Raw genomic sequence first — 23,540 nt, 5'->3', positions numbered from 1 at the left:
CTCAACCTCTCCCCTAATCAATGTGTTTTCTTAGCAATTCTCAATGTTATTCTGCTCCTTTTTGAGATAAGGTATTAGAAGTATATTCACTTCTTTCTTAAATATTTTTATCCATACGCTAATCCCACTTGTGACAGACAAGAAAATGATTTTTTATCATTCTCATAAAAAGTTTAAATAGAAAAATTTTACTATATTTTGGATTCTCATTTACAATGAAAAAGATGCATTATCATTATAAATTCAATGTCTTGCCTTTAATTCTCGCCACTTGCGAACATTCATATTATGTTCTTCTAAAGTTCGAGAAAAAACATGTCCTCCTGAACCATCAGCAACAAAATAAAGTGCATCACTGCTTGGTGGATGTGCCACCGCTTTCAAAGAATCTCGCCCTGGATTTGCGATAGCCGTTGGGGGCAAACCATTAATTTTATAAGTATTATAGGGTGTTTCCTTCTCAAGATCTGAACGATAAATTGCACGACCGGATGGTTTTCCTTTTCCTCCGAAGAGACCATAAATTACTGTTGGATCCGATTGAAGACGCATATGCTTTGTAAGGCGGTTATAAAATACCGCAGCAACCATTGGTCTTTCTGCTGCAATTCCCGTTTCTTTCTCAACAATTGAGGCTAATATAACAAATTCATCAATTGATTTAATAGGTAAATTGGGTGAACGCGTAGCCCATATAGCATGAATTAATTTTGTCTGTCCTTCACGCAATCTGTTTACAATCTCTTTACGCGTTGTCCCCCGAATAAAACGAACAGTATCCGTCATTAAACAGCCTTCTGGAGGCAAAATTTTTGGAAGGTCTCCAATCAAAATTTCATTCGCAGCTAATCGATCGAAAACTTGCTGAACCGTTAAACCTTCAGGTACTGTAAATGTATACTCTATAGATTTTCCTTTCACAAGAATATCCATAATATCCTGCATCGAAGCATGAGCTGGAATTAAATATTCACCAGCCTTCAGATGCGTTGTTTTTTGGTGATAACCAACCCCATAAACAAAAATATCTGATGATCGAATGAAACCACGTTTTTCTAGCAATGAAGCAATTTCACGAATTCCGGTACCAGGATGGATAAGAACAATTTGTTCTTCCTCAATCTTTCCCTTTTCTTCAAAAATACTTTTTCCAATATAAAGAGGAATACTTATGGCAAAAAGAATAATCACAATCAGCATAAGAAAAAAATGACCGAGAATGACCAACGGATTACGGACGATAGATGATTTCTTTCGTTTTTTATGTATTAACATGTCATAACTATCTGCTAAATGATTCGAAGAGGAATCACTTACGTCCTTTAATGGTTTTCCATTCTTCACATCGGACATAACCCCTCAATAGCGATTAAGGATAATATTATAATTTCTCATTCACCTTAATAATAAAGTAGAAAACTCAAAAGCAGAAATTAAATAAAAATACTTATTATCCTCTAAAACGTCGCATCACCAACGATGCATTTGTTCCACCAAACCCAAAAGAATTAGAAAGAATCGTATCAATCTTTCGTTCACGCGGTTTGTGTGGTACAAGATCGATTTTCGTTTCAATCGATGGATTGTCAAGATTAAGTGTCGCTGGGGCTATATTATCCCGTATAGCTAAAATAGAAAAAATAGCCTCAGCAGCACCGGCTGCCCCAAGTAAATGCCCAATAGATGATTTCGTTGATGACATAGAAACTTGTGGTGCATAACTCCCTAAAACACGCTCAACAGCTGCTAGCTCTATGGAATCAGCCATCGTAGATGTACCATGAGCATTAATATAATCAAGTTCACTCACATTCACTTGTGCACGCTTAAGAGCAGCTATCATACTACGCTGAGCCCCTTCACCACTTTCTGAAGGCGCTGTAATGTGGTAAGCATCACCAGATAAACCATAGCCAATAACCTCAGCATAAATACGCGCTCCTCGTTTTTTGGCATGTTCCAGCTCTTCTAAAACAACAACGGCCGCTCCTTCCCCCATCACAAAACCATCACGATCAGTATCATAAGGACGGGACGCCCGTTCAGGATCATCATTGCGACAAGTAGAAAGAGCTCTACAAGCTGCAAAACCTGCAAGAGATATCCGATTTATTGGAGATTCCGTCCCCCCTGCCACCATGACATCTGCATCACCAAACATAATCAAACGTGCCGCATCACCAATCGCATGTGCCCCTGTTGAACAAGCCGTTACAACAGAATGATTAGGCCCCCGTAAACCATATTGAATAGACACATAACCAGAAGCAAGATTAATCAAACGACCTGGAATAAAAAAAGGAGAAACACGACGTGGCCCCTTATCACGAAGCGTATAACCAGCTTCAACAATGCCCTCAACTCCCCCAATTCCCGAACCAATTAACACACCTGTACAAATCTGATCTTCATCACTCTTAGGAAACCATTCGGCATCTGCAAGCGCTTGGTTAGCAGCAGCCATTGCATAAACAATAAATGCATCAACTTTACGTTGCTCTTTAGGTTCCATATACAAATCAGCATTATAAGTCCCCTCTGTTCCATCCCCTAAGGGGATACGCGCAGCAATCTGGCATGGCAAATCTGACACATCAAACTCTGTGATACGTCGGACACCACTTCTCCCTTCAAGAAGTCGTTTCCAACTATATTCAGTATTACCAGCTAATGGAGATACCAACCCTAAACCAGTAACAACAACACGTCTCATAACTTCTAACCTTGAACTAAACTTCACCTCTCAAAGCTCTTTTTTCAAAAGAGCTCCGAAGAATATAGGCAAAAGCAATTCATGCCTTTGCCCTTTAGTAATCACGCAGAAGCTTTATCAATGAACTTGACTGCATCGCCAACTGTGAAAATCGTTTCAGCAGCTTCATCTGGAATTTCTACCCCAAACTCTTCTTCAAAAGCCATAACGAGTTCAACCGTATCAAGGCTATCAGCCCCTAGATCATCGATAAAGCTTGCATTTTCTACAACTTTATCAGCATTAACCCCAAGATGTTCCACGATAATTTTCTTAACGCGCTCTACTGTATCACTCATGTTGAAATCCTCGAATTTATATTTTCCTATAATTTGGTTTACTATATCGGTTCATCTAATCAAGCAATAGATGCATTACTTTAAAAGATTTTAGTAATGATTTAAAACATCCTGTGGATATCCCCTACAAAGCGTATCAAAAAATGAACCAATCTGACATTCCGACATCAATTGATCAACGACCATGTTAAAGAAATAGATGCATCTATCCATTTCAATCGTTACTATCTAAAATAATACAACTCATAAATCAATGTGGAATAAAATAAATACTCATATCATTGCCATTCCACCATTGATATGAAGTGTTTGACCTGTCATATAGGCGGCTTCATCGCTTGCTAAATAAACAGCAGCAGCGGCTATTTCTTGCCCACTTCCCATACGCTTCATTGGAATCGCAGCCATAATGGCTTCTTTTTGCTTTTCATTAAGCTTGTCTGTCATTGCAGATTTAATAAATCCTGGAGCAATACAATTGACCGTGATATTTCGCGAAGCAATTTCTTGTGCCAATGCTTTAGAAAAACCTATCAATCCTGCTTTTGCAGCACAATAATTCGTTTGTCCAGGATTTCCCACAACACCAACAACAGATGTAATGTTAATAATCCTTCCATAACGGCGGCGCATCATAGAATGTATTAATTCACGCGTCAAAAGAGAAGCAGCTGTTAGGTTAACTTCTAAAACATCATCCCAATCTTTATCTTGCATACGCACAAAAAGACCATCCTTAGTGATTCCAGCATTGTTAACCAAAATATCGACGCCATCCATTTCTCTTTCTGAAACTTCAACCAATTGTCTAATCGATTGGCGTTCAGAAAGATTAGCGGGAAATACAAAAACATTCTGCCCTAATTCTGCTGCCACTTCTCTAAGCTTTTCTTCACGTGTTCCATGAAGTCCAACAATGGCTCCTTGTGCATGAAAGCAGCGTGCAATTGCCTCACCAATTCCTCCTGATGCCCCCGTTATAAGAGCTTTACGCCCTGTTAATTTAAACATTTTTAAACTCCTTATAGATTAAACGCCAAGCATACCTAGCGCTGATTCTATTTCATCAACTGTTCCAATAGTTACCCCTTTTATATCCTTGTTAATACGACGCGTTAAACCTGTTAATACTTTTCCAGAACCAACTTCAAAAAGCGTATCAACCCCATTAGCCCCGATCCATTCTATTGTTTCACGCCACCTCACCCTCCCCGTCACTTGTTGGACAAGAAGAGTAGCAATACGTTCTGGATCCTTTTCTGGTGTAACAGAAACATTGGCAATTAAAGGAACAATAGGTTCCATTTTATTAACAGTCAAAAGCGCTTTCTTCATGGCATCAGCAGCAGGCTGCATTAAAGACGAATGAAAAGGTGCAGAAACTGGAAGAAGAAGTGCACGTTTTGCACCTTTTGTTGATGCAATCTCTACCGCTGTCTCAACTGCTTTTGCTTTACCTGAAATAACAATTTGCCCACCACCATTATCATTAGCAATCTGACATAGTCCTTCTCCAGAAACAGTTTTGCAAATTTCTTCCACAATGTGCTCTTCTAAACCAATTAATGCAGCCATAGAACCTTCTCCAACCGCGACAGCAGCCTGCATAGCATTGCCACGAGTACGCAAAAGCCTTGCCGTATCTGTGAGAGTAAATGTATCAGCAGCACAAAGAGCCGAATATTCGCCTAAAGAATGACCAGCAACAAATCTTACCTTGTCTTCTATACGAAGCCCTAATTGTTTCATCACACGAATGACAGCCATAGATACAGCCATTAATGCCGGCTGTGCATTTGCTGTTAACGTTAAAACATCTGCTGGTCCTTCAAAAATAATCTTTGATAATTTCTCACCCAAAGCATCATCAACTTCCTCGAAAACCATCCGTGCGGCAATAAATTGCTCTGTAAGCGCCTTTCCCATACCAACAAGTTGACTCCCCTGCCCTGGAAAAATAAAAGCTGCACCCATTTATCAACTCCTAAAACTGTACAATTAAATTATTTTCTTTTGACCTTATTCATCCGCACAAATCAAGATAAAGCCCTTTATTTAAAACGAATACCACACTTAAAATTATATTTTAAAGGCGGAATTTGATATAAAAACTTAGGAAAATAAGGTGCTATAAACTGAATAACACCCAAACTTATGAGACTTCCTAAAATTGCCCCTGCTAAAATATCAAAGGGATAATGTACACCCACAAAGATGCGCGCCCAACAGATTAAGCATAAAAATACTACGGCAAATCTAAAAGCAACTTTGTATCGGTAAAAATAAAAATTAGCTGCATAAGATGCAATGGTCAAGGCATGATTACTAGGAAAAGAAGCTGTTGCACGATGTTGAATAAGCGGTGTCGTCAACCCTACCACAAATGGGCGAGGATGGAAATAAAAAAGAGAAATGAGATAACCTATGAAAAGAGATGCACAAATGCTCATGCAAATGCTTAGCACGACACATCGCTCCCTCTCCCCACCACAAAACCACAACGCACAAAGATGGAGAGGAATAATATAAATTAAAAACTTTGCACAAAAAATACTAAACAAAACTAAAATCGACCAAGATTGATGATTGCCGACAAACATTTCAAAGAGTGTAACATCAATCTGGTTTAAAAAGCCCATTTTTCTCTCCTTATTCTTATAGTGTACAGCACCATCTCTTTGTAGAAGAGAGAATATATTGAAAATATATCAAGATTTAATAAATCAATTTTTTTATGTACGTAAACTTGCTATTTTAAAAGATAACTTGTAGATATGAAGTGTTCGTTGCCGGCACTTTAGCCGGAGGTTGAACGGAGGGCTGTAAAATCAGTAGGAAATACAATGTTTCCGGCCTCCCGTGTCTCCGCTCTGAGATGTCTCGAATTGTAAACGCGTCCTTTCTTCTTTGGATTTCCAAAAAAGACAAGTCGCAGAGGCTTTGCGCTAAAACCGGTGAAATTTAATTGAAGAAAGGCAAAACAATGGCTCTTTATGAACATATGTTCCTTGCCCGACAAGACATTGCACCGCAGCAAGTTGATGAACTTTTGAGTCTCTACAAAGGTGTCATTGAAGCACATGGTGGAAAAGTTGGGCGTATAGAAAATTGGGGACTTCGTCCTCTTGCTTATCGTATTCGTAAAAATCGTAAAGCTTATTATGTCTTGGTCAATATTGATGCACCAGCTTCAGCAATTGCTGAAGTGGAGCGTCAAATGCGCATCAATGAGGATATTTTGCGTTATATGACCATTCGCGTAGAAAAACACGAAAAAGAAAAATCTGCTATGCTCTCACACCTTGATCGCAGTAGTCACATTGGACACGATGAAGAGCGTCCTCGTTTTCCACGTCGTCAACGTGAAAATGCTATAGAAGAGGTAGAATGATGACTGACACTAATCAAAACTCTGCACGTCGCCCCTTTCATCGTCGTCGTAAAACATGTCCTTTTTCAGGGACCAATGCTCCCAAAATTGATTATAAAGACATCAAGTTGTTACAACGCTATATTTCCGAACGTGGGAAAATTGTTCCTTCACGGATTACTGCTGTTAGTCAGAAAAAACAGCGTGAATTAGCTAATGCTATCAAACGTGCTCGCTTTTTAGGCTTACTGCCGTACGTTATAAAGTAAACAATCTAATACGCTCTAGCAACTGGAGAGTTTCTCCAGTTGCTTTTCTTATATGGTTTAAAAATAGCTTGTTGTATCCTATGTTAAGCTATTAAATATCAAAGTTGGGGTATTGACACGCCTCTAACTGCAGAAAGCAGGACAGCAATAAATGAAAAAAGATCGTACTTATGAGATATTAACTGGTATTTTGGCAGGATTATTTGCTGTTGTTATAGGAATGGCAATTATCAATGTTGCAAATATCGCGCCCTTTTTTTCTCTTCTTCTTGGCTGCTTTCTTTCATTGCCAATTTTTATTGTTGCGTTCGGTCAAGGAACATTAGCCAGTCTCATCGCCCTCATAAGTGCCACTGTTGTTCTTATCATAACCACTAATACCTATATTGCTCTTGGCTTTATGTTCTTTTTTTTCCTTCCTGCTGTCTATGCTTCTTGGCTTCTTGGGCTTGCACGACCAGCGCAAAAAGAAAACGAACTGATATGGTACCCATTATCATCGGTTATTTTTCATTTAACTAATTTTATCGCTCTTATAGCAACTTTCATTGGACTCTATGTTCAAACCCGTCCTTCCACACCCATCATTGCAAAAAAAATCAGCGAAAACATAGCACAAACTCTGCAACAATCACAGTCAATAAAAGAAGCCGATATACGCGCTTTTAGTGAGCTTTTAATGACGCATACAGCAACTTTCACTGCTATTTCTTTGACTATTTATAGTTTGGTTTTTCTCATTGGTAACCTTTACTTTTCCATGATAGCAGCACAACATATGAAATGGCTGAAAAGACCCCGTGATGATTGGAGCCAAACTCTCCGCCTTCCAATTTCTGGAATTATTATTTTTATTATTGTTTGCATAGCATCGATGGTTGAGCTGAGCGCTTCTCTTAACTTGAGTACCCGTGTCTTTAGTACTGCATACACTGTCATCATATTAATTAGTGGTCTAGCATATCTTCACAATATTACAAAAGGGATAAACGGGCGGATTATTATACTTTCTCTTGTTTATATTGCTATTTTAACAATCGTTTTTACTCCACCTATTGTTTTTATGATGCTTTTGATGGGAATTTGGGCTGCTATTCAATATAACTTTCAATCACACAAAAAACTTCACTAAATTTATTTGTTCGAAAGGAAAAACTATGGATATTATTCTGCTTGAGCGCATTCCTCGTCTTGGTCAGATGGGTGATATTGTCTCAGTTAAAAATGGTTATGCACGTAATTTTCTCTTGCCTCAAGGTAAAGCTTTACGTGCAAATGAAGCTAATAAAAAACATTTTGAGATACAACGTGCACAACTTGAAGCACGTAATCTTGAACGCAAAAGCGAAGCACAAAAAATTGCTGAAAAACTTGATGGTCAATCATTCATTGTTGTTCGTTCTGCTGGTGAAACGGGACAACTTTATGGTTCTGTGTCAACACGTGATATTGCTGAAATCATAACAGATGAAGGCTTTTCTATTGGGAGAAATCAAATCGAACTTAACCATCCAATAAAAATGATCGGTCTTCACACTATCACTCTTAGCTTACATCCAGAGGTTCAAATTTCTGTGATTATTAACGTTGCGCGTTCTAGCAGTGAAGCACAACGCCAAGCAGAAGGTGAAACTTTTACTTCCGCTAGAGAAATATATAATATTCAAGAAGAATTATTAGAAGAAAGTCAGGAAGAATTATTGGCAGAAGAAATTAATGACAACGATATAAACAGTTCTCATCAAGAAGCTTAATTGCTATTTTTCTTTCTGTTTTATATTTTTTATTCTATTTTAAATATTGCTCATAAAATACTCACACTTTAAAAGTGAGTATTTTATGGCTATCGTACATAAAGAACCTAATTTTTATGAAAGAATTAGAAATATATTATTTAAAGGCATTACATGCCGATAATGATAATATCACTAAGAAGAAATATCTTTTGTTTTCCAGCATATAAAGCAAAAATAATTTAAAGTTCTACCCTTAAGGTTAAGATTTGTATGAGCAATAAGTTGATTATATCCTCACATGATCTGAAATAATTCTACTTACACAGATATTGGAATTTTAAGGTTAAGTAACTTCAAAATACTTAAATTTAGAGTGTTAAAACCGTTACTTAAAGGATCATATATTATAAATTAAAACATAAGAAATAGATATCACTCATGCACTCATGATAAATGAGATACTCAAAGGGTGTTTTAAAAATTATATGATTTTAACTTAAAATGAAGATTTGTAGCTCTATTCTTTTTAATATACGGCTTTCAATTTATCGCCTAAAATAGCTAGACTTGAAATTTTAGTGGAAAAATATTATGGAAGAAACTAACATTGTTAATGTCAGCTCCTCAAAAAAAGAAGATTCTCCTTCTTTTCGGCAACTTCCGTATAATATTGAAGCTGAACAAGCATTGCTTGGTGCCATCTTTATCAATAATGATTCTCTTGATCGCGTTTCAGATTTTCTAAAACCAGAACATTTTTTTGAACCATTGCATCAAAAAATTTATCATGTTTTATCTCACCTCATTAAAACAGGAAAACGTGTAGATCCTGTTACAATCAAGCCCCATATCCAAATGGAAGAAAAAATTGGAGATATTACTGTATACCAATATGTTGTTCGCTTAGCCACAGAGGCAGTCACTATTATTAACGCTGAAGATTATGGACGCGTCATTTATGATCTTTTTATCCGCAGGTCTTTGATTAACCTTGGGACTCAAGTTGTCAATACAGCCTTTGATGCTCCTGTAGAGCTTACGCCTGCCCAACAAATTGAAACTGTTGAAAATCAGTTATTTGAGCTAGCAGAAAAAGGAAAATATGGAGGTGGATTTGAAAATTTTAATGAGGCTATCAAAAAAGCTATCGATATGGCAAGTGCTGCGAAAAAACGCTCTTCACAATTATCAGGGATAGCCACCCATATTAAAACACTTGATGAAAAAATGGGAGGATTACAAGCATCTGACTTAATTATCCTTGCGGGCCGCCCTGGTATGGGCAAAACCTCACTGGCTACCAATATTGCCTTTAATATTGCTAATGCTTATAATCATAATGCCAATATCCAAGAAAATGAAGGTGGCGTTGTGGGATTCTTCTCACTTGAGATGTCATCCGAACAGCTTGCAACCCGTATTATTTCTGAACAAACAGAAGTCTCTTCTTCTGATATTCGGCGTGGTAATATTTCAGATGAACAATTTTCAAAAATTATTCGTGCGGTGAACCAACTACAAAAGGCACCACTTTATATTGATCAAACTGGGGGAATATCAATTACGCAATTAGCTGCTCGTGCGCGGCGTCTCAAGCGGCAACATGGTTTAGATATCTTGTTTATTGACTATATCCAACTCATGACAAGCAGTTCAAAGCGTTCATCAGAAAATCGTGTTCAAGAGATCACAGAAATTACCACAGGATTAAAAGCATTAGCAAAAGAATTGAATATTCCTATTATCGCTCTCTCTCAACTTTCTCGTCAAGTAGAAAATAGAACAGATAAACGTCCACAACTCTCTGATTTACGTGAATCTGGTTCAATTGAGCAAGATGCAGACATCGTTCTGTTTGTCTATCGCGAAGAATATTATCTCAAAAATGAAGAACCAAAACTAGGCACTTTGGAACATCAAAAATGGCAAGATGAAATGGATAAAATTATGGGAAAAGCTGATGTTATTGTTGCGAAACAACGTCATGGACCAACAGGAATCGTATCTCTTGCCTTTCAATCTGACTTCACACGCTTTAGTGATTTGGCTGATAGCAATTATCTTCCAGAGCAAATTGGCTAAACCACCATGGCACGCAACCGTATCCAATTTATCTGTCAAAATTGCGGAACCATCCATTCTCGTTGGGCAGGGAAATGTAGCGCCTGTGAAGAATGGAATTCTCTTGTTGAAGAAAATATAAATGGCGGCATAGGAAGTGGTCCTAAACAGAACGCTCGTAAAGGACGCATTGTCACACTCACATCTCTTTCTGGAAATATCGAAGATGCTCCACGTATTCATTCTGGTATTGCTGAACTTGATCGTGTTACCGGTGGGGGCTTTGTCCGTGGATCGGCACTCCTTGTTGGTGGTGATCCGGGTATTGGTAAATCAACATTGCTGACACAAACAGCCGCTGCTTTATCACGTAAAGGATATAATGTCATCTATGTTTCAGGTGAAGAGGCTATTGCGCAAATTTGTCTGCGCGCGCAAAGGCTTGAAGCTAATAATACAGAGGTAAAACTTGCTGCTGAAACCAATGTTGAAGATATTCTGGCAACCTTAAGCGAACATAAAAACCTTGATATGGTGATTATCGATTCGATTCAAACCCTATGGTCAGATACAGCAGATTCAGCACCTGGCACTGTCACACAAGTACGTATCGGTGCTCAAGCAATGATCCGCTTTGCCAAGAAAACAGGAGCCGCCGTTGTTCTTGTTGGGCATGTTACAAAAGATGGACAAATTGCTGGTCCTCGGGTCGTTGAACATATGGTTGATGGCGTTCTCTATTTTGAGGGTGAAGGAGGACATCATTATCGCATTCTTAGAACTGTAAAAAATCGCTTCGGACCAACAGATGAAATTGGTGTCTTTGAAATGTCTGATAAAGGATTACGCGAAGTGATAAATCCATCCGAATTATTTTTAGGGGAACGTAATGAAAAAGCACCAGGCGCTGCTGTTTTTGCAGGAATGGAAGGAACACGCCCAATACTCGTAGAAATTCAAGCGCTTGTTGCTCCTTCTTCCCTTGGAACACCACGACGTGCTGTTGTTGGATGGGATGGAAATCGTCTTTCAATGATTCTTGCCGTTTTAGAAGCTCATTGTGGTATTCGTTTTGGGCAGCATGATGTCTATCTAAATGTGGCTGGTGGATATCGTATATCAGAACCCGCTGCTGATTTAGCTGTAGCCGCTGCTTTGGTATCCTCTCTTGCCAATATCCCTTTGCCAACGGATTATGTCTATTTTGGTGAAGTCAGTCTTTCAGGAGCTACCCGCGCTGTTGCACATTCAGCACAGCGCATCAATGAAGCAAAAAAACTCGGCTTTCAAGGAGCCTTTCACCCCACAACAACAACCGAAATGATGAAGTCGCTCAACTTTCAACAAAAAACTTTCTCCGACCTTCCCGAACTCGTTGCTACTCTTACCGTAAGTAAAAAATGATCTTCATCATAGATTATGATAATATAGAAAAAACTCTATAAAATACAAAAGATCCTTGCTATAAGAATAAAAAATGGCAAACAAAAATATATTTGATACAGACTTAAAAGAGCACAACTTTATTTATAAGGAACAAACAAATGATCATAACAATCCTTGATGGAATTGTCGTAATAATCATCCTGTTGTCCGCTTTTCTTGCTATGCTTCGAGGATTTTCACGTGAAGTGTTATCGTTGATTTCTTGGGCAGTTGCAGCTGTTACGACATTGTTTTTATTCAAACCTGTCTTACCTTTCTTTGAACAATATCTCTCTAATAAAATGATTGCATTGATCACAACATTGGTCACAATTTTTATTATTGTTCTCATTATTACTTCAATTATTACAATGAAGATCTCTGATTTTATTATTGATAGTCGAATTGGTATCCTTGACCGTGCTATTGGTTTTATTTTTGGAGCACTTCGTGGTTTACTTATCATGGTCATCGGTATGCTGCTGATTAATGCACTGATTAAACCCGAGCTTCAAGCGAATTGGTTAAAAAATGCAAAAACAAGGCCTATTTTAGATTCATTGGGACAAAAAGTTTGGGAAATACTCCCAAAAGATATTGGATCTGTTCTCGAAAAGGCGGAAAATTTGTTTAAAGACAGCAATAAACATACGTATGAGCAACACTCTCATGAAAAGATAATTTTAAAAAATAGAGAATAGTTTTTCATGAGGAAAGAGAACTAAATGATGTAAAATGTGATATTAATGATTCCTCCATATCACAACTGAAAGAATATGATGATAAAAAGCGATGTTTTCTGTCAAGAATTTTCATTAGATGATGATACCCTTCATGAAGAATGTGGAGTTTTTGGTATTCTTGGGCATGAAGATGCCGCAACATTAACAGCTCTTGGACTCCACGCACTTCAGCATCGTGGGCAAGAAGCAGCTGGGATTGTTTCTTACCATAATAAAGTATTTCATCAAGAAAAGCATTTAGGTCTTGTTGGCGATCACTATACAAACCCTGCAACACTTGCACGCTTACCAGGAAATCGTGCTATCGGACATACCCGTTATTCAACAACTGGAGAAGTGGCATTACGCAATGTTCAACCCCTTTTTGCTGAATTGAAAGTTGGAGGTATTGCTATTGCGCATAATGGTAATCTTACCAATGGTCTCACATTACGCCGTGAACTCATCGCTTCTGGAGCTATCTGTCAATCAACATCAGATTCAGAAGTTTTTCTTCATCTTATTGCCCGCTCACGTTATGAAGCGTCCTCTGATCGTTTTGTTGATGCAATTCGGCAAGTAGAAGGTGGGTATGCTATGTTAGCGCTCACACGTACAAAGCTTATTGCGGCACGCGATCCAACAGGAATTAGACCTCTCGTGATGGGGGAACTTGATGGTAAGCCTATTTTTTGTTCTGAAACTTGTGCTCTTGATATTATTGGAGCAAAATATGTCCGTGATGTTAAAAATGGAGAGATCATCATATGTGAAATACAAAAAAATGGGGAAATTACTAAAAAAATTATAAAACCAAAAAATGAAAAACCAGAAAAACTTTGCTTGTTTGAATATGTTTATTTTGCCCGTCCGGACTCAATCGTTGGAGGGCGTAGTGTCTATGCAACACGTAAAAATATGGGAATCCGTTTAGCACAGGAAGCCCCTTGTGAGGGTGATGTTGTGGTTCCGGTTCCTGATGGAGGAACACCTGCCGCAATTGGCTATGCACAAGAAATTGGAATTCCCTTCGAGCTTGGTATTATTCGTAATCACTATGTTGGCCGCACTTTTATCGAACCAACACAACAAATTCGCGCTTTTGGCGTCAAGTTAAAACATTCGGCAAACCGTCCTGTGATTGAAGGAAAACGTGTTATTCTGGTTGATGACTCTATTGTACGTGGAACAACATCCCTTAAAATTGTACGAATGCTTCGCGATGCAGGAGCAAAAGAAGTTCATATGCGCATTGCTAGCCCTATGATTTTTTATCCTGACTTTTATGGTATTGATACACCTAAAATTGAAAGCCTTTTAGCAAATCAATATCCAGATTTAAAATCTATGTGTGATTTTATTGGAGCGGATTCATTAGAATTTCTTTCAACGGATGGATTATATCTTGCTGTAGCAGGGGAAAAACGGAATAACGCCGACCCACAATTTACTGACCATTATTTTACTGGATATTATCCTACGCATCTAGTTGATCAAGAAAATCTCTCCAAAATTTATCAATCATCTGTTCTTAAAACAAGAGATTAATAATGGGAAAACACGACTTTAGTCTCCATGGGCGTGTTGCACTTGTTACAGGTGCATCAAGAGGGATTGGCTACTATTTAGCACTCGAGCTCGCGGCACATGGTGCTGATATTATTGCCCTTGCACGAACAGTCAGTGGACTTACTGAATTGGACAATCAAATCCGAGAAAAAGGGGCTCATGCAACCCTTGTTCCACTTGACTTGCATCATATGGAAAACATCGATACCCTTGCTATCTCAATTGCTAAACGCTGGAAAAAACTTGATATTATCGTTGCAAACGCAGGAATCCTTGGAACACTTTCACCAATAGCACATATAGAAAACACGGTATTTGAAGATGTTTTTCAAATAAATCTTTTCAGCCAATGGCGCTTAATGAAAGCCGTTGAGCCTTTATTACGTGAATCTGATGCTGGACGAGCCATCCTATTATCCTCAAGCGTTGCACACGTTGCACGTCCTTTCTGGGGAGCTTATGCCGCCTCTAAAGCGGCTTTAGAGATGATTGCCCGCTGTTGGGCAGAAGAACTCAAACAAACCCCTATTAAGATTAATTGTGTCAACCCTGGTGCTACACGCACTGCCATGCGCGCTGAAGCTATGCCCGGTGAAGATCCACAAACTCTGCCTTCACCACAAGAGGTTGCAAAAAAAATAGTCCATTTGTTATCACCTGATTTACAGGAAACTGGAAAACTCTTTAATGTCCATAAAAATCGGTTTGTAGATTATCATGTACCTGATTAATCATCATCTGAGAAGTAAATCATTTGACTCTCTTTTTTCTGTGCTTTTCGACAGAATAATGAAGCACTTTATAATTCTTGGATAGCTTTGGCATCTGTCTTTTTCTCTTCTAGAGCAGCACGTTTATTATAAGCGATAAAACTACAAGGGAGAAAAATCATATAGCTAACAGCTGTAATCAATAAAGTTTTCCATGTATAAGTTGCAAGAAAACCGACATAAATAACAATGATCAACATGCACGGTATAACGATATCGCGCCTTAAATTTTGATCAATTGTTTTTGCATTCCATACTGGTAAGCGACTGATCAAAAGAAAAGCAATAATTACAGTATAAAGACTAAAAAATAATGCCCACCCCCAACTGGGGACCAAACCAAGAGCGCCTAAATAGGTCGGCAATAAAAGTAATAATGCTCCTGCTGGTGCTGGAACACCAACAAAATAACTTTTCTGCCACTTAGGTATATTGGGGTTATCCAACATCACATTAAAACGTGCTAATCGCAAACAACAAGCAACACAATAAACAAGGGAAGCAACCCAACCAATATGATTCGCTTGATTCAAAATAAAGGAATAAACAATGAGCGCAGGGGTAACACCAAAATTTACAACATCAGCAAGAGAATCCATCTGTGCCCCAAAAGATGAACTACCATCTATTAAACGGGCAATGCGACCATCAGCACCATCTAAAACTGCGGCCAAAAGCACCATTAAAATAGCAGCTTCATAGCGATGTTCAAAAGCCAAACGAATACTGCTCATCCCTGCACAAATTGCTAAAATAGTAATGATATTGGGAATGACATACCGCATTGATGTAGGTGAACGTCGCCGATTTGCACCTTCATCATGCTGCCCCTCAGGATTGAATGAAGAAAATGGCGAAAAATTTTTCATTGTGAGTCCTAATCGTATCTGAAGTCCGTTGTGGCACTCTTATCATCAAAAGAACCCAAAACTGTTTCTCCAGCAATTGCTGTCTGTCCAACTGCAACACGCAATTTCATTTCAGTTGGTATATAAATATCAAGGCGAGAACCAAAACGAATCAATCCAAATCGCTCACCAGTCATAACGGCATCATTTTCTTTTGACCAGCAAACAATCCGGCGTGCAACCATTCCCGCTATTTGTACGATACCGATTTTACCATGTTTGCTATCAATTACCACCCCATTACGCTCATTAAACTGACTAGCTTTATCAAAGTCAGCATTAGTAAATCGACCTGGATGATAAATGATAGACTCTACTGTACCACTGATAGGAATACGATTAATATGGCATGAAAAAACATCCATAAAAATGGAAATACGGATCATTTCATCTTTCCCTAATCCTAATTCTTCAGGTGGAACACATGATTCCACAAAGGAAATACGCCCATCTGCAGGCGACATAACCCAATTTGAATTCAAAGGGATCACACGATCTGGATCACGGAAAAAGTATACACACCACACCGTGAGAACGAGACCAAACCAAAACAACGGACTCCATATCCAACCAAGAATGAGCGAAATAACAAAAAACGCTACAATAAAAGGATAGCCTTCTTTATGAACCGATACAAAGCTATTATGGAAAGATTGCAGAATACTCATATAATTTCCTATTCATCGTAAACTTAAACAAGCAACAAATCTTTTTGTTCCTCTTGTGTCTTTTTATGTATTTAATCAATCACTCCATATAAAGATATAGATTACATTTTGCTCTATTTATTTTTTACGATTAACAACACTCATCTCATCTTCTTCACGCATTTTACGTAACTTTTCTTCAGCTTTCGTTGCTTCAAGCTGCTTATTCCACATTGAAGCATATAAACCTTTCTTGCGTAAAAGCTCTGTATGCGTCCCATTTTCAATAATACGACCACTTTTAAGAACTAAAATTTCATCAGCATTGATAACAGTAGAAAGACGGTGAGCAATAATCAATGTTGTCCGTCCACGGCTTACAATATCCAATGCTTGTTGAATTTCCTGTTCCGTCGCCGTATCAAGAGCCGCCGTTGCTTCATCTAGAATAAGAAGTGGGGGAGCTTTTAAAAGTGTCCGTGCAATAGCCACGCGTTGTTTTTCACCACCTGATAATTTGAGACCTCGCTCTCCTACCATAGACTGAAAACCTTCCGGTAAAATTTCAATAAATTTTGATATTTGTGCCATTTCAGCAGCTTTGCGCATCTCTTCATCTGTAGCACTTGGACGCCCATAGCAAATATTATAGGCAATTGTATCATTAAATAACACCGTATCTTGTGGGACCATGCCAATCGCTTCACGCAAACTCTTTTGTGTTACGTCACGAATATCCTGCCCGTCAATTGTGATAGAGCCCGCATCAACATCATAAAACCGAAAAAGCAACCGAGAAATAGTGGATTTACCGGCACCCGATGGACCGACAATGGCAACTGTTTTTCCTCCAGGAACTTCAAAATCAATATCTTTGAGAATCTGACGTCTCGAATCGTAGGAAAACTTTACCTGATGAAAACAAATGGTCCCATCGCTTATCTCTAACGGTTTAGCATCCGATTTATCAACGATCTCCTTCTGAACATCTAAAAGATCAAACATTGCTTCAATATCCGTTAAACCTTGTCGAATATCACGATACATTGAACCAATAAAATTTAGTGGAATGGAAAGTTGCATTAAAAGCGCATTAATAAAAACAAAATCTCCTAAAGTTTGTGTCTTATAAAAAACTTCATAAGCTGACATCAGCATCATGATCGTCATTCCAATACCAAAGATAAGAGTCTGACCAAAATTAAGCCAGCTTAACGATGTCCAAATCTTCGTTGCGGCTTTTTCATAACCTACCATAGAAGCATCAAATCGATCGGCTTCTAGAGTTTCATTACCAAAATATTTGACCGTTTCAAAATTCAAAAGAGAATCAACAGCGCGAGTATTCGCCTCAGTATCCGCTGTATTCATTTTTTGTCGAATGCGAATACGCCAATCACTCGCCTTAATGGTAAATAAGATATATAATCCAACCGTTGCAACAACGATGAGAAGATAATGCCACCCATAACTTATGTAAAATACCAGTGCCGTTAATATAAATTCTAAAACTGTCGGTACTGTACTAAGAATTGAAAATCTTACAATCGCTTCAATTCCTTTTGTTCCACGCTCAATCACACGAGAAAGCCCACCTGTTCGGCGTTCCAAATGAAATCGCAAGGATAACTCATGCATATGTACAAAGGTTTTATAGGCTAATTGACGAACAGCGTATTGACCAACAGTGGCAAACAGGGAGTCGCGTAATTGATTTAATCCAGCCTGCATAATACGCGCGACATTGTATGCCAAAACGAGCATGATGGGAATAATCCAACTGGATGGGAACCATTCAGGTAGCTGAAAGCTTGAATCAAGCACATTCGTAGAATATTTAAATAAATACGGTACAGATATGAGAACGAGCTTAGCCAAAACAAGATAAAATATTGCCCATAGCACACGCATTTTTAGATCACGCCGACCTACCGGCCACATATAGGGCCATAAATTGTAAAGTGTGTGCAGAGTCTTCCCTGTATCTGATGATACAGTTTTTGTCATTTCATTGCGTTTCATAAAGTCCTTACTTCTCTATCATCCGCACAAACAGGCAAAATACCCTCTGTGGTTATTTATAGATTTATCTCTTTATTATACTTCCAATAAGCTATACCTACCCGTTTTTTGAAGTTAGACTGTTTTTGAAAAAGGAACAAGAAATAATCCACTATACAATTTATTATTTTGATCTGTATTTTCATACCATTCTGCTGCGAATAAACTTTCAACTTTTACATGTTTTTTTTTCAATTCGGCCTGAAGCCACTTTTTTGTTTTACCAATCTCTTTAAGTCCATCATCAATAACTTCACCATTTTCTATTAAAATCGTCGATTTCTTTCCCTCTTCCTTTTTAATGACAGTGCAATCACCATTGGTTTCCAAACGAACAAAAGCTGCTTCATGTAAGTGACACCCTTTAAGACGTAACATCGTAATGAGATCATTAATATTGATCCCTAAGTTCTTAATCTTATCCATTTGGAAAACCCCATCTAAAACTAATGTGACATTCCGCCCTGCAATAAGACGACGAAAAAAAACTGAATAACGTGCAATAAAATTAAAAGATGTAATCAAGGTTTGCCAGATGAGTAAAACAAGCAATAATTGAATGCTACTAATATTCTGATTATAAATAACGCCTCCAATAATACCTCCCATGACAAAATTACTGACCAAATCAACTGGTGTCATTTGACTAAGACTCCCCCGCCCCGTCGTTCTTAAAATAAATAAGAAGGCAACAAGACCTACAGCCAGCTTAAGCGCGATATATCCATAATGATATAAAAATTCCATCATATTCTCCTTTTTTATGGAGCTGCTGGAATAGAGACATTAATGTCGCTTTATTTCCCACATGGTTATGCGCTCACCACTCTGCGGATCCTTACTATCTTTTAAAAGAACCCCCTCAGCTGCAAGCTCATCACGAATTATATCCGCAGCTTCCCACTCTTTATTATGGATAAGCCGTAGCCTTTCGGCAATACGCTGATCAATAAATTTTGTATCAAGGAAAGTTTTTCTCATAAATAGCGGGCAGTCTATTTCTTTAATCCATTCTTGTCGTAACAGTCCTAATAAATTCATCCCATTCACAAGAGCCAAAGCATTTCCTTCTTTATAAAATTTTCGCAAAAGAGTCAGTGCTCTTGGAGTATTAAGATCATCACTAAGTGCATCTATTAAAGTATCATCAATTGCTTCATTGTTTTTCATCTCACTCTTTTTGCTGCGAAGCCATTCATACCAACGATATAGTTCGCTGCTCGATTGTATTAAACGCTGTGCTGTCCAATTTAATGGTTCACGATAATGCGTTTGCAACATCGAAAAACGCGCAGACAAACCAGCCCAATTTTGCTTCATTTCATCGGTTAAAATACCATTAAATTCCAAAAAATTATTCTCTAAAACAGAACGAATGGTTATGAAATTGCCAAAGCTTTTCGACATCTTTTTGCCTTCAACTTGTAAAAAACCATTATGCATCCAAAAATTAGCCATTCGCTCTGTCCCCAAAGCTGAACAACTTTGTGCAATCTCATTTTCATGATGAGGAAAAATTAAATCAATTCCACCACCATGGATATCAAAAACATTGGCGGTCGGATCATCACAGGTTAAACCACCGCCATAGGGCGCTAATAACTTTGCCATTGACATTGCAGAACATTCAATATGCCAACCTGGACGACCTAAAACAGGAATTCCGGCAGGCGATTCCCAACCTGGTTCTCCTTCCACAGAAGGCTTCCATAAAACAAAATCCATCTCTTCCCTTTTATAAGCAGCAACATCGATACGCGCCCCCGCCCTCATTTCATCTAAAGAACGATTTGCAAATGCCCCATAATGGGGAGGATTTTTTATGCTACTTACAGAAAATAATATATGATTTTCGGCTTTATAAGCGTGCCCCTTTTCAAGCAATCTTTCAATTAAAGAGCGCATTTCCTCTAAATGCTCGGTTGCGCGCGGCTGGCTGGTTGGCAAAAGACAACCAAGTGCTATTGTATCTTGCTGAAACTGAGAATATGTACGTTCTGTTAATTGACGAATAGCATCATTCAATGACAAGTTTGGATATTCGCAAGCTGCTCGTGCATTAATTTTATCATCAACATCTGTAATATTACGTGCATATAGAACATGCTCATTACCATAAACATGACGCAATAAACGAAATAAAATATCAAAAACAATGACAGGGCGTGCATTTCCTATATGCGCATAATCATAAACTGTCGGACCACAAACATAAAGACGTACTCTTGTCGCATCTATTGGTGTAAAATTTTCTTTTTTACGTGTCAGCGTATTATAAAATCGCAACTCTTTCATTTATTGACTCCATGGACGATATTATGCACCGATCCTTTTAGATGTATCTTATCTCAAATTATTGTATTACGCTGTTTAGCGCTAAAAACTTTTATCTTATAGTAAATTCTTCTTACCATTTTCCCATTGTATTCACGGCTGTATCCATCATTTATCATAAAAATAATCTATTTTATTTGATTGGACAAAAGCGTTCTATCACTAGAAATGCTTTCCCTCCTTAAAGAAAACGAGCTTAGAAAAAATTCTATAGGTAATACAATATAAATCTATGTGAAAAATAGATAGTTTACAGAAAGAAAATCTTAAATTTTAAACTACACAAAGCTTCGTCAGTATTTTCAATATTCTACAATGGGTTCCTTACTGCCTCTTACGCCCTATATTTTATAATCAATAATTGAGAATAATGTAGCAATTAACTCTATTTTTACAGCGTTCTCATGACAAAATTATTTTATCTTTACAGAGTTTTATTCAAAGAAAGCAATAAAAATAATGCAATATAGATTGATGAACATCATTATTTTAATATTTATTGTCATTTCAATGCCAACCTTTGCACAACAATCTCCACCTTATGAAAAAAAATTACTCCGACTAGCAGAAATTTTGGGATCATTGCATTCTCTCCAAAATCTTTGCGAGCCTCCAACAAACCAATGGTATGACTATATGAAAGCACTGATTGAAGCAGAACACCCCATTCCACAAAGACGTGCTTATTTTTATGAAGCGTTTAATGAAGCGTATCGTGCTTTCTCAGAAAATTATCATCATTGTACACAAGCAGCCATTGAAGCCAATCAAAGATACATTGAGGAAGGAAGAATTTTATCTGAAAACCTCCTCATACATTATAAATAATTAATCTATACAAAAAGTATCTCTCTCAATTTTAGCGGTATCAATGATACTCCTTTCACAAATGCGGGGAGCAATAAACCAGCTCTGAAAATAGAGAGACGTTTAAAGAATAATGTCTCGATACGCTTTTATTCTTATAGCGTCTTTTCCTCATACAAAATCGTTCTTTGGCTTTTCCCCCTCCGCAAAGCTGATTTGCAAATCGTTTGGGTTCTTGTTGAACGGATTCTTCTTGGCTCCTCACTCATTTGATCTACTTAACTAAAGGCTCGACGGACAAGCTTGAAAATATTCACCACGCACTTAAAAAAACAATTATGTACCAAGGAAGCTAACATGCCCTATATCCCCACTCTAAAAAACGATGTTTTATGGCATAAGAGAATAAAACCTATAAAGCTTAATCTGTTTACACCAAAGTTTCTATAAATTTAACAGGCTCTCCTTGTGAAGGGGTGACAATTTCACCTTCCCACATCACGCGCATACCACGGATAATCGTTCCAACAGGCCAACCTTTAACTTTTTGACCATCATAAGGTGTCCAACCGGCACGCGAACCAATTAAGCCATTCGTAATAATTTCTTCCCGTTTAAGATCAACAATGGTTAAATCAGCATCGTATCCAACAGCAAGGCGTCCTTTACAGCTTATACCAAAAATACGGCTAGGTCCATGTGACGTGAGATCAACAAAACGCTCAAGGGATATTTTTCCTGCATTCACATGTGTCAACATAATTGCTGCTGTCGTTTGCACACCTGTCATTCCTGAAGGTGAAGAGGGATACGGTTGAAGCTTTTCTTCCAAAGTATGAGGCGCATGATCTGAGCCTAAAACATCAATAACTCCCTGCTGCACACCGTACCAAAGAGCTTCACGGTGGCGCAATTCACGAATAGGCGGATTCATCTGAATTAATGTACCAAACTTCTTATAATCATCAGCTGTGAGCGTCAAATGATGGTGTGTCACTTCAATTGTTGCGACATCTTTATGTTTTTTTAGAAAATCAATTTCTTCTTCTGTCGAAAGATGTAAAACATGAATCCGTGCCTTCGTCTCATGCGCAATTTTTACCAAACGCTGCGTACATTTTAATGCCGCAACTTCATCACGCCAAATCGGATGTGATGATGCATCCCCTTCAATACGCAGTATTTTACGCTCTTTGAGCCTTGCCTCATCTTCAGAATGAAAAGCTGCACGACGGCGTGTATTTTCCAAAATAAGACGTACACTTTCATCATCATCGACCAAAAGATCACCGGTAGAGGACCCCATAAAGACTTTAATTCCAGCCGCACCAGGAAGTCTTTCTAGCTCAGATAATTCATGAGCATTTTCACGTGTTCCTCCAACCCAAAATGCAAAATCACAATGCATTCGATGAAATGCGCGTTTAACCTTATCGCTTAATGTAGCTTCTGATGTTGTCAATGGATTGGTATTAGGCATTTCAAAAACTGCTGTAACCCCCCCTAACACAGCAGAATACGAGCCACTTTCCAAATCCTCCTTATATGCATTGCCTGGCTCGCGAAAATGCACTTGACTATCAATAATTCCCGGCAAAATATGAAGCCCGGTACAATCAATCACCTCACTAGCCGATGCGCATGTAAGGTCGCCTATTTCAGCAATACGTCCATTTGTAACACCAATATCACGTTTGCTTTTTCCATCATGATTCACAAGTGTTGCACCTTTAAAAATTGTATCAAATGTTTTAAACATAGCCACGCTCCTTACATATTCCTCACTTATCGATTATGTAACTTTGAGCAG

The 23,540-nt window shown here is 38.1% G+C and carries 22 protein-coding genes; 10 read left to right on the top strand and 12 right to left on the bottom strand.

From position 1 onward, the window contains the following. Positions 1-243: 243 nt before the first annotated feature. The 6 genes from mltG to ACFIJJ_RS02000 form a co-directional block, all read right to left on the bottom strand. Positions 244-1,353 (bottom strand): endolytic transglycosylase MltG, encoded by a 1,110-nt coding sequence (gene mltG, locus ACFIJJ_RS02025; protein ID WP_375622192.1) that lies wholly within the window; start codon positions 1,351-1,353, stop codon positions 244-246. Between the two features lie 97 nt (positions 1,354-1,450). Further along, positions 1,451-2,713 (bottom strand): beta-ketoacyl-ACP synthase II, encoded by a 1,263-nt coding sequence (fabF, locus tag ACFIJJ_RS02020; RefSeq protein WP_375622331.1) that lies wholly within the window; start codon positions 2,711-2,713, stop codon positions 1,451-1,453. A 101-nt stretch (positions 2,714-2,814) separates the two neighbouring features. Then, positions 2,815-3,051: an acyl carrier protein gene (locus ACFIJJ_RS02015; protein WP_004860281.1), complete on the bottom strand. Its 237-nt coding sequence runs from the start codon at positions 3,049-3,051 to the stop codon at positions 2,815-2,817. Positions 3,052-3,324: 273 nt separating this feature from the next. Continuing rightward, the gene (gene fabG, locus ACFIJJ_RS02010) at positions 3,325-4,062 is read right to left on the bottom strand and encodes a 3-oxoacyl-[acyl-carrier-protein] reductase (protein WP_375622193.1); all 738 of its coding nucleotides are present in this window, start codon (positions 4,060-4,062) and stop codon (positions 3,325-3,327) included. An 18-nt stretch (positions 4,063-4,080) separates the two neighbouring features. Continuing rightward, positions 4,081-5,025 (bottom strand): ACP S-malonyltransferase, encoded by a 945-nt coding sequence (gene fabD / locus ACFIJJ_RS02005; RefSeq protein ID WP_375645775.1) that lies wholly within the window; start codon positions 5,023-5,025, stop codon positions 4,081-4,083. Between the two features lie 77 nt (positions 5,026-5,102). Further along, positions 5,103-5,690 (bottom strand): undecaprenyl-diphosphatase, encoded by a 588-nt coding sequence (locus tag ACFIJJ_RS02000; protein WP_375622195.1) that lies wholly within the window; start codon positions 5,688-5,690, stop codon positions 5,103-5,105. A 344-nt stretch (positions 5,691-6,034) separates the two neighbouring features. Between ACFIJJ_RS02000 and rpsF the strand changes: the two genes are divergently transcribed. The 9 genes from rpsF (at position 6,035) to ACFIJJ_RS01955 (ending at position 14,934) form a co-directional block, all read left to right on the top strand. Further along, positions 6,035-6,442 carry a 30S ribosomal protein S6 gene (rpsF, locus tag ACFIJJ_RS01995; RefSeq protein ID WP_375645773.1) on the top strand — a complete coding sequence of 136 codons (408 nt, stop codon included), beginning with the start codon at positions 6,035-6,037 and terminating at the stop codon, positions 6,440-6,442. Continuing rightward, a complete protein-coding gene (gene rpsR, locus ACFIJJ_RS01990; protein ID WP_012754957.1) occupies positions 6,442-6,690 on the top strand; it encodes a 30S ribosomal protein S18 in 249 nt (82 codons plus the stop codon). Before rpsF ends, rpsR begins: the two co-directional genes overlap by 1 nt. Before the next feature lie 151 nt (positions 6,691-6,841). Next, on the top strand, positions 6,842-7,822 hold the full coding sequence (locus ACFIJJ_RS01985) for a hypothetical protein (protein WP_375622196.1): 981 nt from the start codon (positions 6,842-6,844) through the stop codon (positions 7,820-7,822). A gap of 25 nt (positions 7,823-7,847) precedes the next feature. Beyond that, positions 7,848-8,444 (top strand): 50S ribosomal protein L9, encoded by a 597-nt coding sequence (rplI, locus tag ACFIJJ_RS01980; protein ID WP_375622197.1) that lies wholly within the window; start codon positions 7,848-7,850, stop codon positions 8,442-8,444. A gap of 573 nt (positions 8,445-9,017) precedes the next feature. Then, positions 9,018-10,508: a replicative DNA helicase gene (locus ACFIJJ_RS01975; protein WP_375622198.1), complete on the top strand. Its 1,491-nt coding sequence runs from the start codon at positions 9,018-9,020 to the stop codon at positions 10,506-10,508. A gap of 6 nt (positions 10,509-10,514) precedes the next feature. Next, complete coding sequence (gene radA / locus ACFIJJ_RS01970; RefSeq protein ID WP_375622199.1) at positions 10,515-11,891, top strand: DNA repair protein RadA; 1,377 nt, start codon at positions 10,515-10,517, stop codon at positions 11,889-11,891. Between the two features lie 140 nt (positions 11,892-12,031). After that, a complete protein-coding gene (locus ACFIJJ_RS01965; RefSeq protein WP_375622200.1) occupies positions 12,032-12,613 on the top strand; it encodes a CvpA family protein in 582 nt (193 codons plus the stop codon). A gap of 75 nt (positions 12,614-12,688) precedes the next feature. Beyond that, positions 12,689-14,182 carry an amidophosphoribosyltransferase gene (gene purF / locus ACFIJJ_RS01960; protein WP_375622201.1) on the top strand — a complete coding sequence of 498 codons (1,494 nt, stop codon included), beginning with the start codon at positions 12,689-12,691 and terminating at the stop codon, positions 14,180-14,182. A gap of 2 nt (positions 14,183-14,184) precedes the next feature. After that, a complete protein-coding gene (locus ACFIJJ_RS01955; protein WP_375622202.1) occupies positions 14,185-14,934 on the top strand; it encodes an SDR family NAD(P)-dependent oxidoreductase in 750 nt (249 codons plus the stop codon). A gap of 68 nt (positions 14,935-15,002) precedes the next feature. Here the strand turns inward: ACFIJJ_RS01955 and pssA are convergent, their stop codons facing one another. From pssA to cysS, 5 genes are all read right to left on the bottom strand, one after another. After that, a complete protein-coding gene (pssA, locus tag ACFIJJ_RS01950) occupies positions 15,003-15,842 on the bottom strand; it encodes a CDP-diacylglycerol--serine O-phosphatidyltransferase (RefSeq protein WP_375622203.1) in 840 nt (279 codons plus the stop codon). 8 nt (positions 15,843-15,850) lie between these two features. Then, a complete protein-coding gene (locus tag ACFIJJ_RS01945) occupies positions 15,851-16,549 on the bottom strand; it encodes a phosphatidylserine decarboxylase (RefSeq protein ID WP_375622204.1) in 699 nt (232 codons plus the stop codon). Positions 16,550-16,666: 117 nt separating this feature from the next. Continuing rightward, positions 16,667-18,550: an ABCB family ABC transporter ATP-binding protein/permease gene (locus tag ACFIJJ_RS01940; RefSeq protein WP_375622205.1), complete on the bottom strand. Its 1,884-nt coding sequence runs from the start codon at positions 18,548-18,550 to the stop codon at positions 16,667-16,669. Positions 18,551-18,664: 114 nt separating this feature from the next. Beyond that, complete coding sequence (locus ACFIJJ_RS01935; protein WP_375613046.1) at positions 18,665-19,336, bottom strand: DUF421 domain-containing protein; 672 nt, start codon at positions 19,334-19,336, stop codon at positions 18,665-18,667. A gap of 39 nt (positions 19,337-19,375) precedes the next feature. Further along, positions 19,376-20,884 carry a cysteine--tRNA ligase gene (cysS, locus tag ACFIJJ_RS01930; protein WP_375645772.1) on the bottom strand — a complete coding sequence of 503 codons (1,509 nt, stop codon included), beginning with the start codon at positions 20,882-20,884 and terminating at the stop codon, positions 19,376-19,378. A 498-nt stretch (positions 20,885-21,382) separates the two neighbouring features. Between cysS and ACFIJJ_RS01925 the strand changes: the two genes are divergently transcribed. Continuing rightward, positions 21,383-21,751, top strand: coding sequence for a TIGR02301 family protein (locus ACFIJJ_RS01925; RefSeq protein ID WP_375645771.1), 369 nt, complete (start codon positions 21,383-21,385; stop codon positions 21,749-21,751). 409 nt (positions 21,752-22,160) lie between these two features. On the opposite strand, the gene ACFIJJ_RS01920 is transcribed toward ACFIJJ_RS01925, so the two are convergent. Beyond that, positions 22,161-23,489, bottom strand: a complete 1,329-nt coding sequence (locus ACFIJJ_RS01920) for a dihydroorotase (RefSeq protein ID WP_375645770.1) — start codon at positions 23,487-23,489, stop codon at positions 22,161-22,163. Positions 23,490-23,540 lie beyond the last annotated feature (51 nt).

Source organism: Bartonella sp. TT29SHDZB, assembly GCF_042193395.1.
Classification (GTDB): domain Bacteria; phylum Pseudomonadota; class Alphaproteobacteria; order Rhizobiales; family Rhizobiaceae; genus Bartonella.
The sequence above is the reverse complement of the archived record's forward strand: the minus strand, read 5'-3'. Positions and strand labels throughout refer to the sequence as shown.

Bases quoted from the DNA above. Each gene is read 5' to 3' on its own strand.
- mltG (WP_375622192.1), bottom strand. From the start codon at position 1,353: ATGTCCGATGTGAAGAATGGAAAACCATTAAAGGACGTAAGTGATTCC.
- fabF (WP_375622331.1), bottom strand. From the start codon at position 2,713: ATGAGACGTGTTGTTGTTACTGGTTTAGGGTTGGTATCTCCATTAGCT.
- ACFIJJ_RS02015 (WP_004860281.1), bottom strand. From the start codon at position 3,051: ATGAGTGATACAGTAGAGCGCGTTAAGAAAATTATCGTGGAACATCTT.
- fabG (WP_375622193.1), bottom strand. From the start codon at position 4,062: ATGTTTAAATTAACAGGGCGTAAAGCTCTTATAACGGGGGCATCAGGA.
- fabD (WP_375645775.1), bottom strand. From the start codon at position 5,025: ATGGGTGCAGCTTTTATTTTTCCAGGGCAGGGGAGTCAACTTGTTGGT.
- ACFIJJ_RS02000 (WP_375622195.1), bottom strand. From the start codon at position 5,690: ATGGGCTTTTTAAACCAGATTGATGTTACACTCTTTGAAATGTTTGTC.
- rpsF (WP_375645773.1), top strand. From the start codon at position 6,035: ATGGCTCTTTATGAACATATGTTCCTTGCCCGACAAGACATTGCACCG.
- rpsR (WP_012754957.1), top strand. From the start codon at position 6,442: ATGACTGACACTAATCAAAACTCTGCACGTCGCCCCTTTCATCGTCGT.
- ACFIJJ_RS01985 (WP_375622196.1), top strand. From the start codon at position 6,842: ATGAAAAAAGATCGTACTTATGAGATATTAACTGGTATTTTGGCAGGA.
- rplI (WP_375622197.1), top strand. From the start codon at position 7,848: ATGGATATTATTCTGCTTGAGCGCATTCCTCGTCTTGGTCAGATGGGT.
- ACFIJJ_RS01975 (WP_375622198.1), top strand. From the start codon at position 9,018: ATGGAAGAAACTAACATTGTTAATGTCAGCTCCTCAAAAAAAGAAGAT.
- radA (WP_375622199.1), top strand. From the start codon at position 10,515: ATGGCACGCAACCGTATCCAATTTATCTGTCAAAATTGCGGAACCATC.
- ACFIJJ_RS01965 (WP_375622200.1), top strand. From the start codon at position 12,032: ATGATCATAACAATCCTTGATGGAATTGTCGTAATAATCATCCTGTTG.
- purF (WP_375622201.1), top strand. From the start codon at position 12,689: ATGATGATAAAAAGCGATGTTTTCTGTCAAGAATTTTCATTAGATGAT.
- ACFIJJ_RS01955 (WP_375622202.1), top strand. From the start codon at position 14,185: ATGGGAAAACACGACTTTAGTCTCCATGGGCGTGTTGCACTTGTTACA.
- pssA (WP_375622203.1), bottom strand. From the start codon at position 15,842: ATGAAAAATTTTTCGCCATTTTCTTCATTCAATCCTGAGGGGCAGCAT.
- ACFIJJ_RS01945 (WP_375622204.1), bottom strand. From the start codon at position 16,549: ATGAGTATTCTGCAATCTTTCCATAATAGCTTTGTATCGGTTCATAAA.
- ACFIJJ_RS01940 (WP_375622205.1), bottom strand. From the start codon at position 18,550: ATGAAACGCAATGAAATGACAAAAACTGTATCATCAGATACAGGGAAG.
- ACFIJJ_RS01935 (WP_375613046.1), bottom strand. From the start codon at position 19,336: ATGGAATTTTTATATCATTATGGATATATCGCGCTTAAGCTGGCTGTA.
- cysS (WP_375645772.1), bottom strand. From the start codon at position 20,884: ATGAAAGAGTTGCGATTTTATAATACGCTGACACGTAAAAAAGAAAAT.
- ACFIJJ_RS01925 (WP_375645771.1), top strand. From the start codon at position 21,383: ATGCAATATAGATTGATGAACATCATTATTTTAATATTTATTGTCATT.
- ACFIJJ_RS01920 (WP_375645770.1), bottom strand. From the start codon at position 23,489: ATGTTTAAAACATTTGATACAATTTTTAAAGGTGCAACACTTGTGAAT.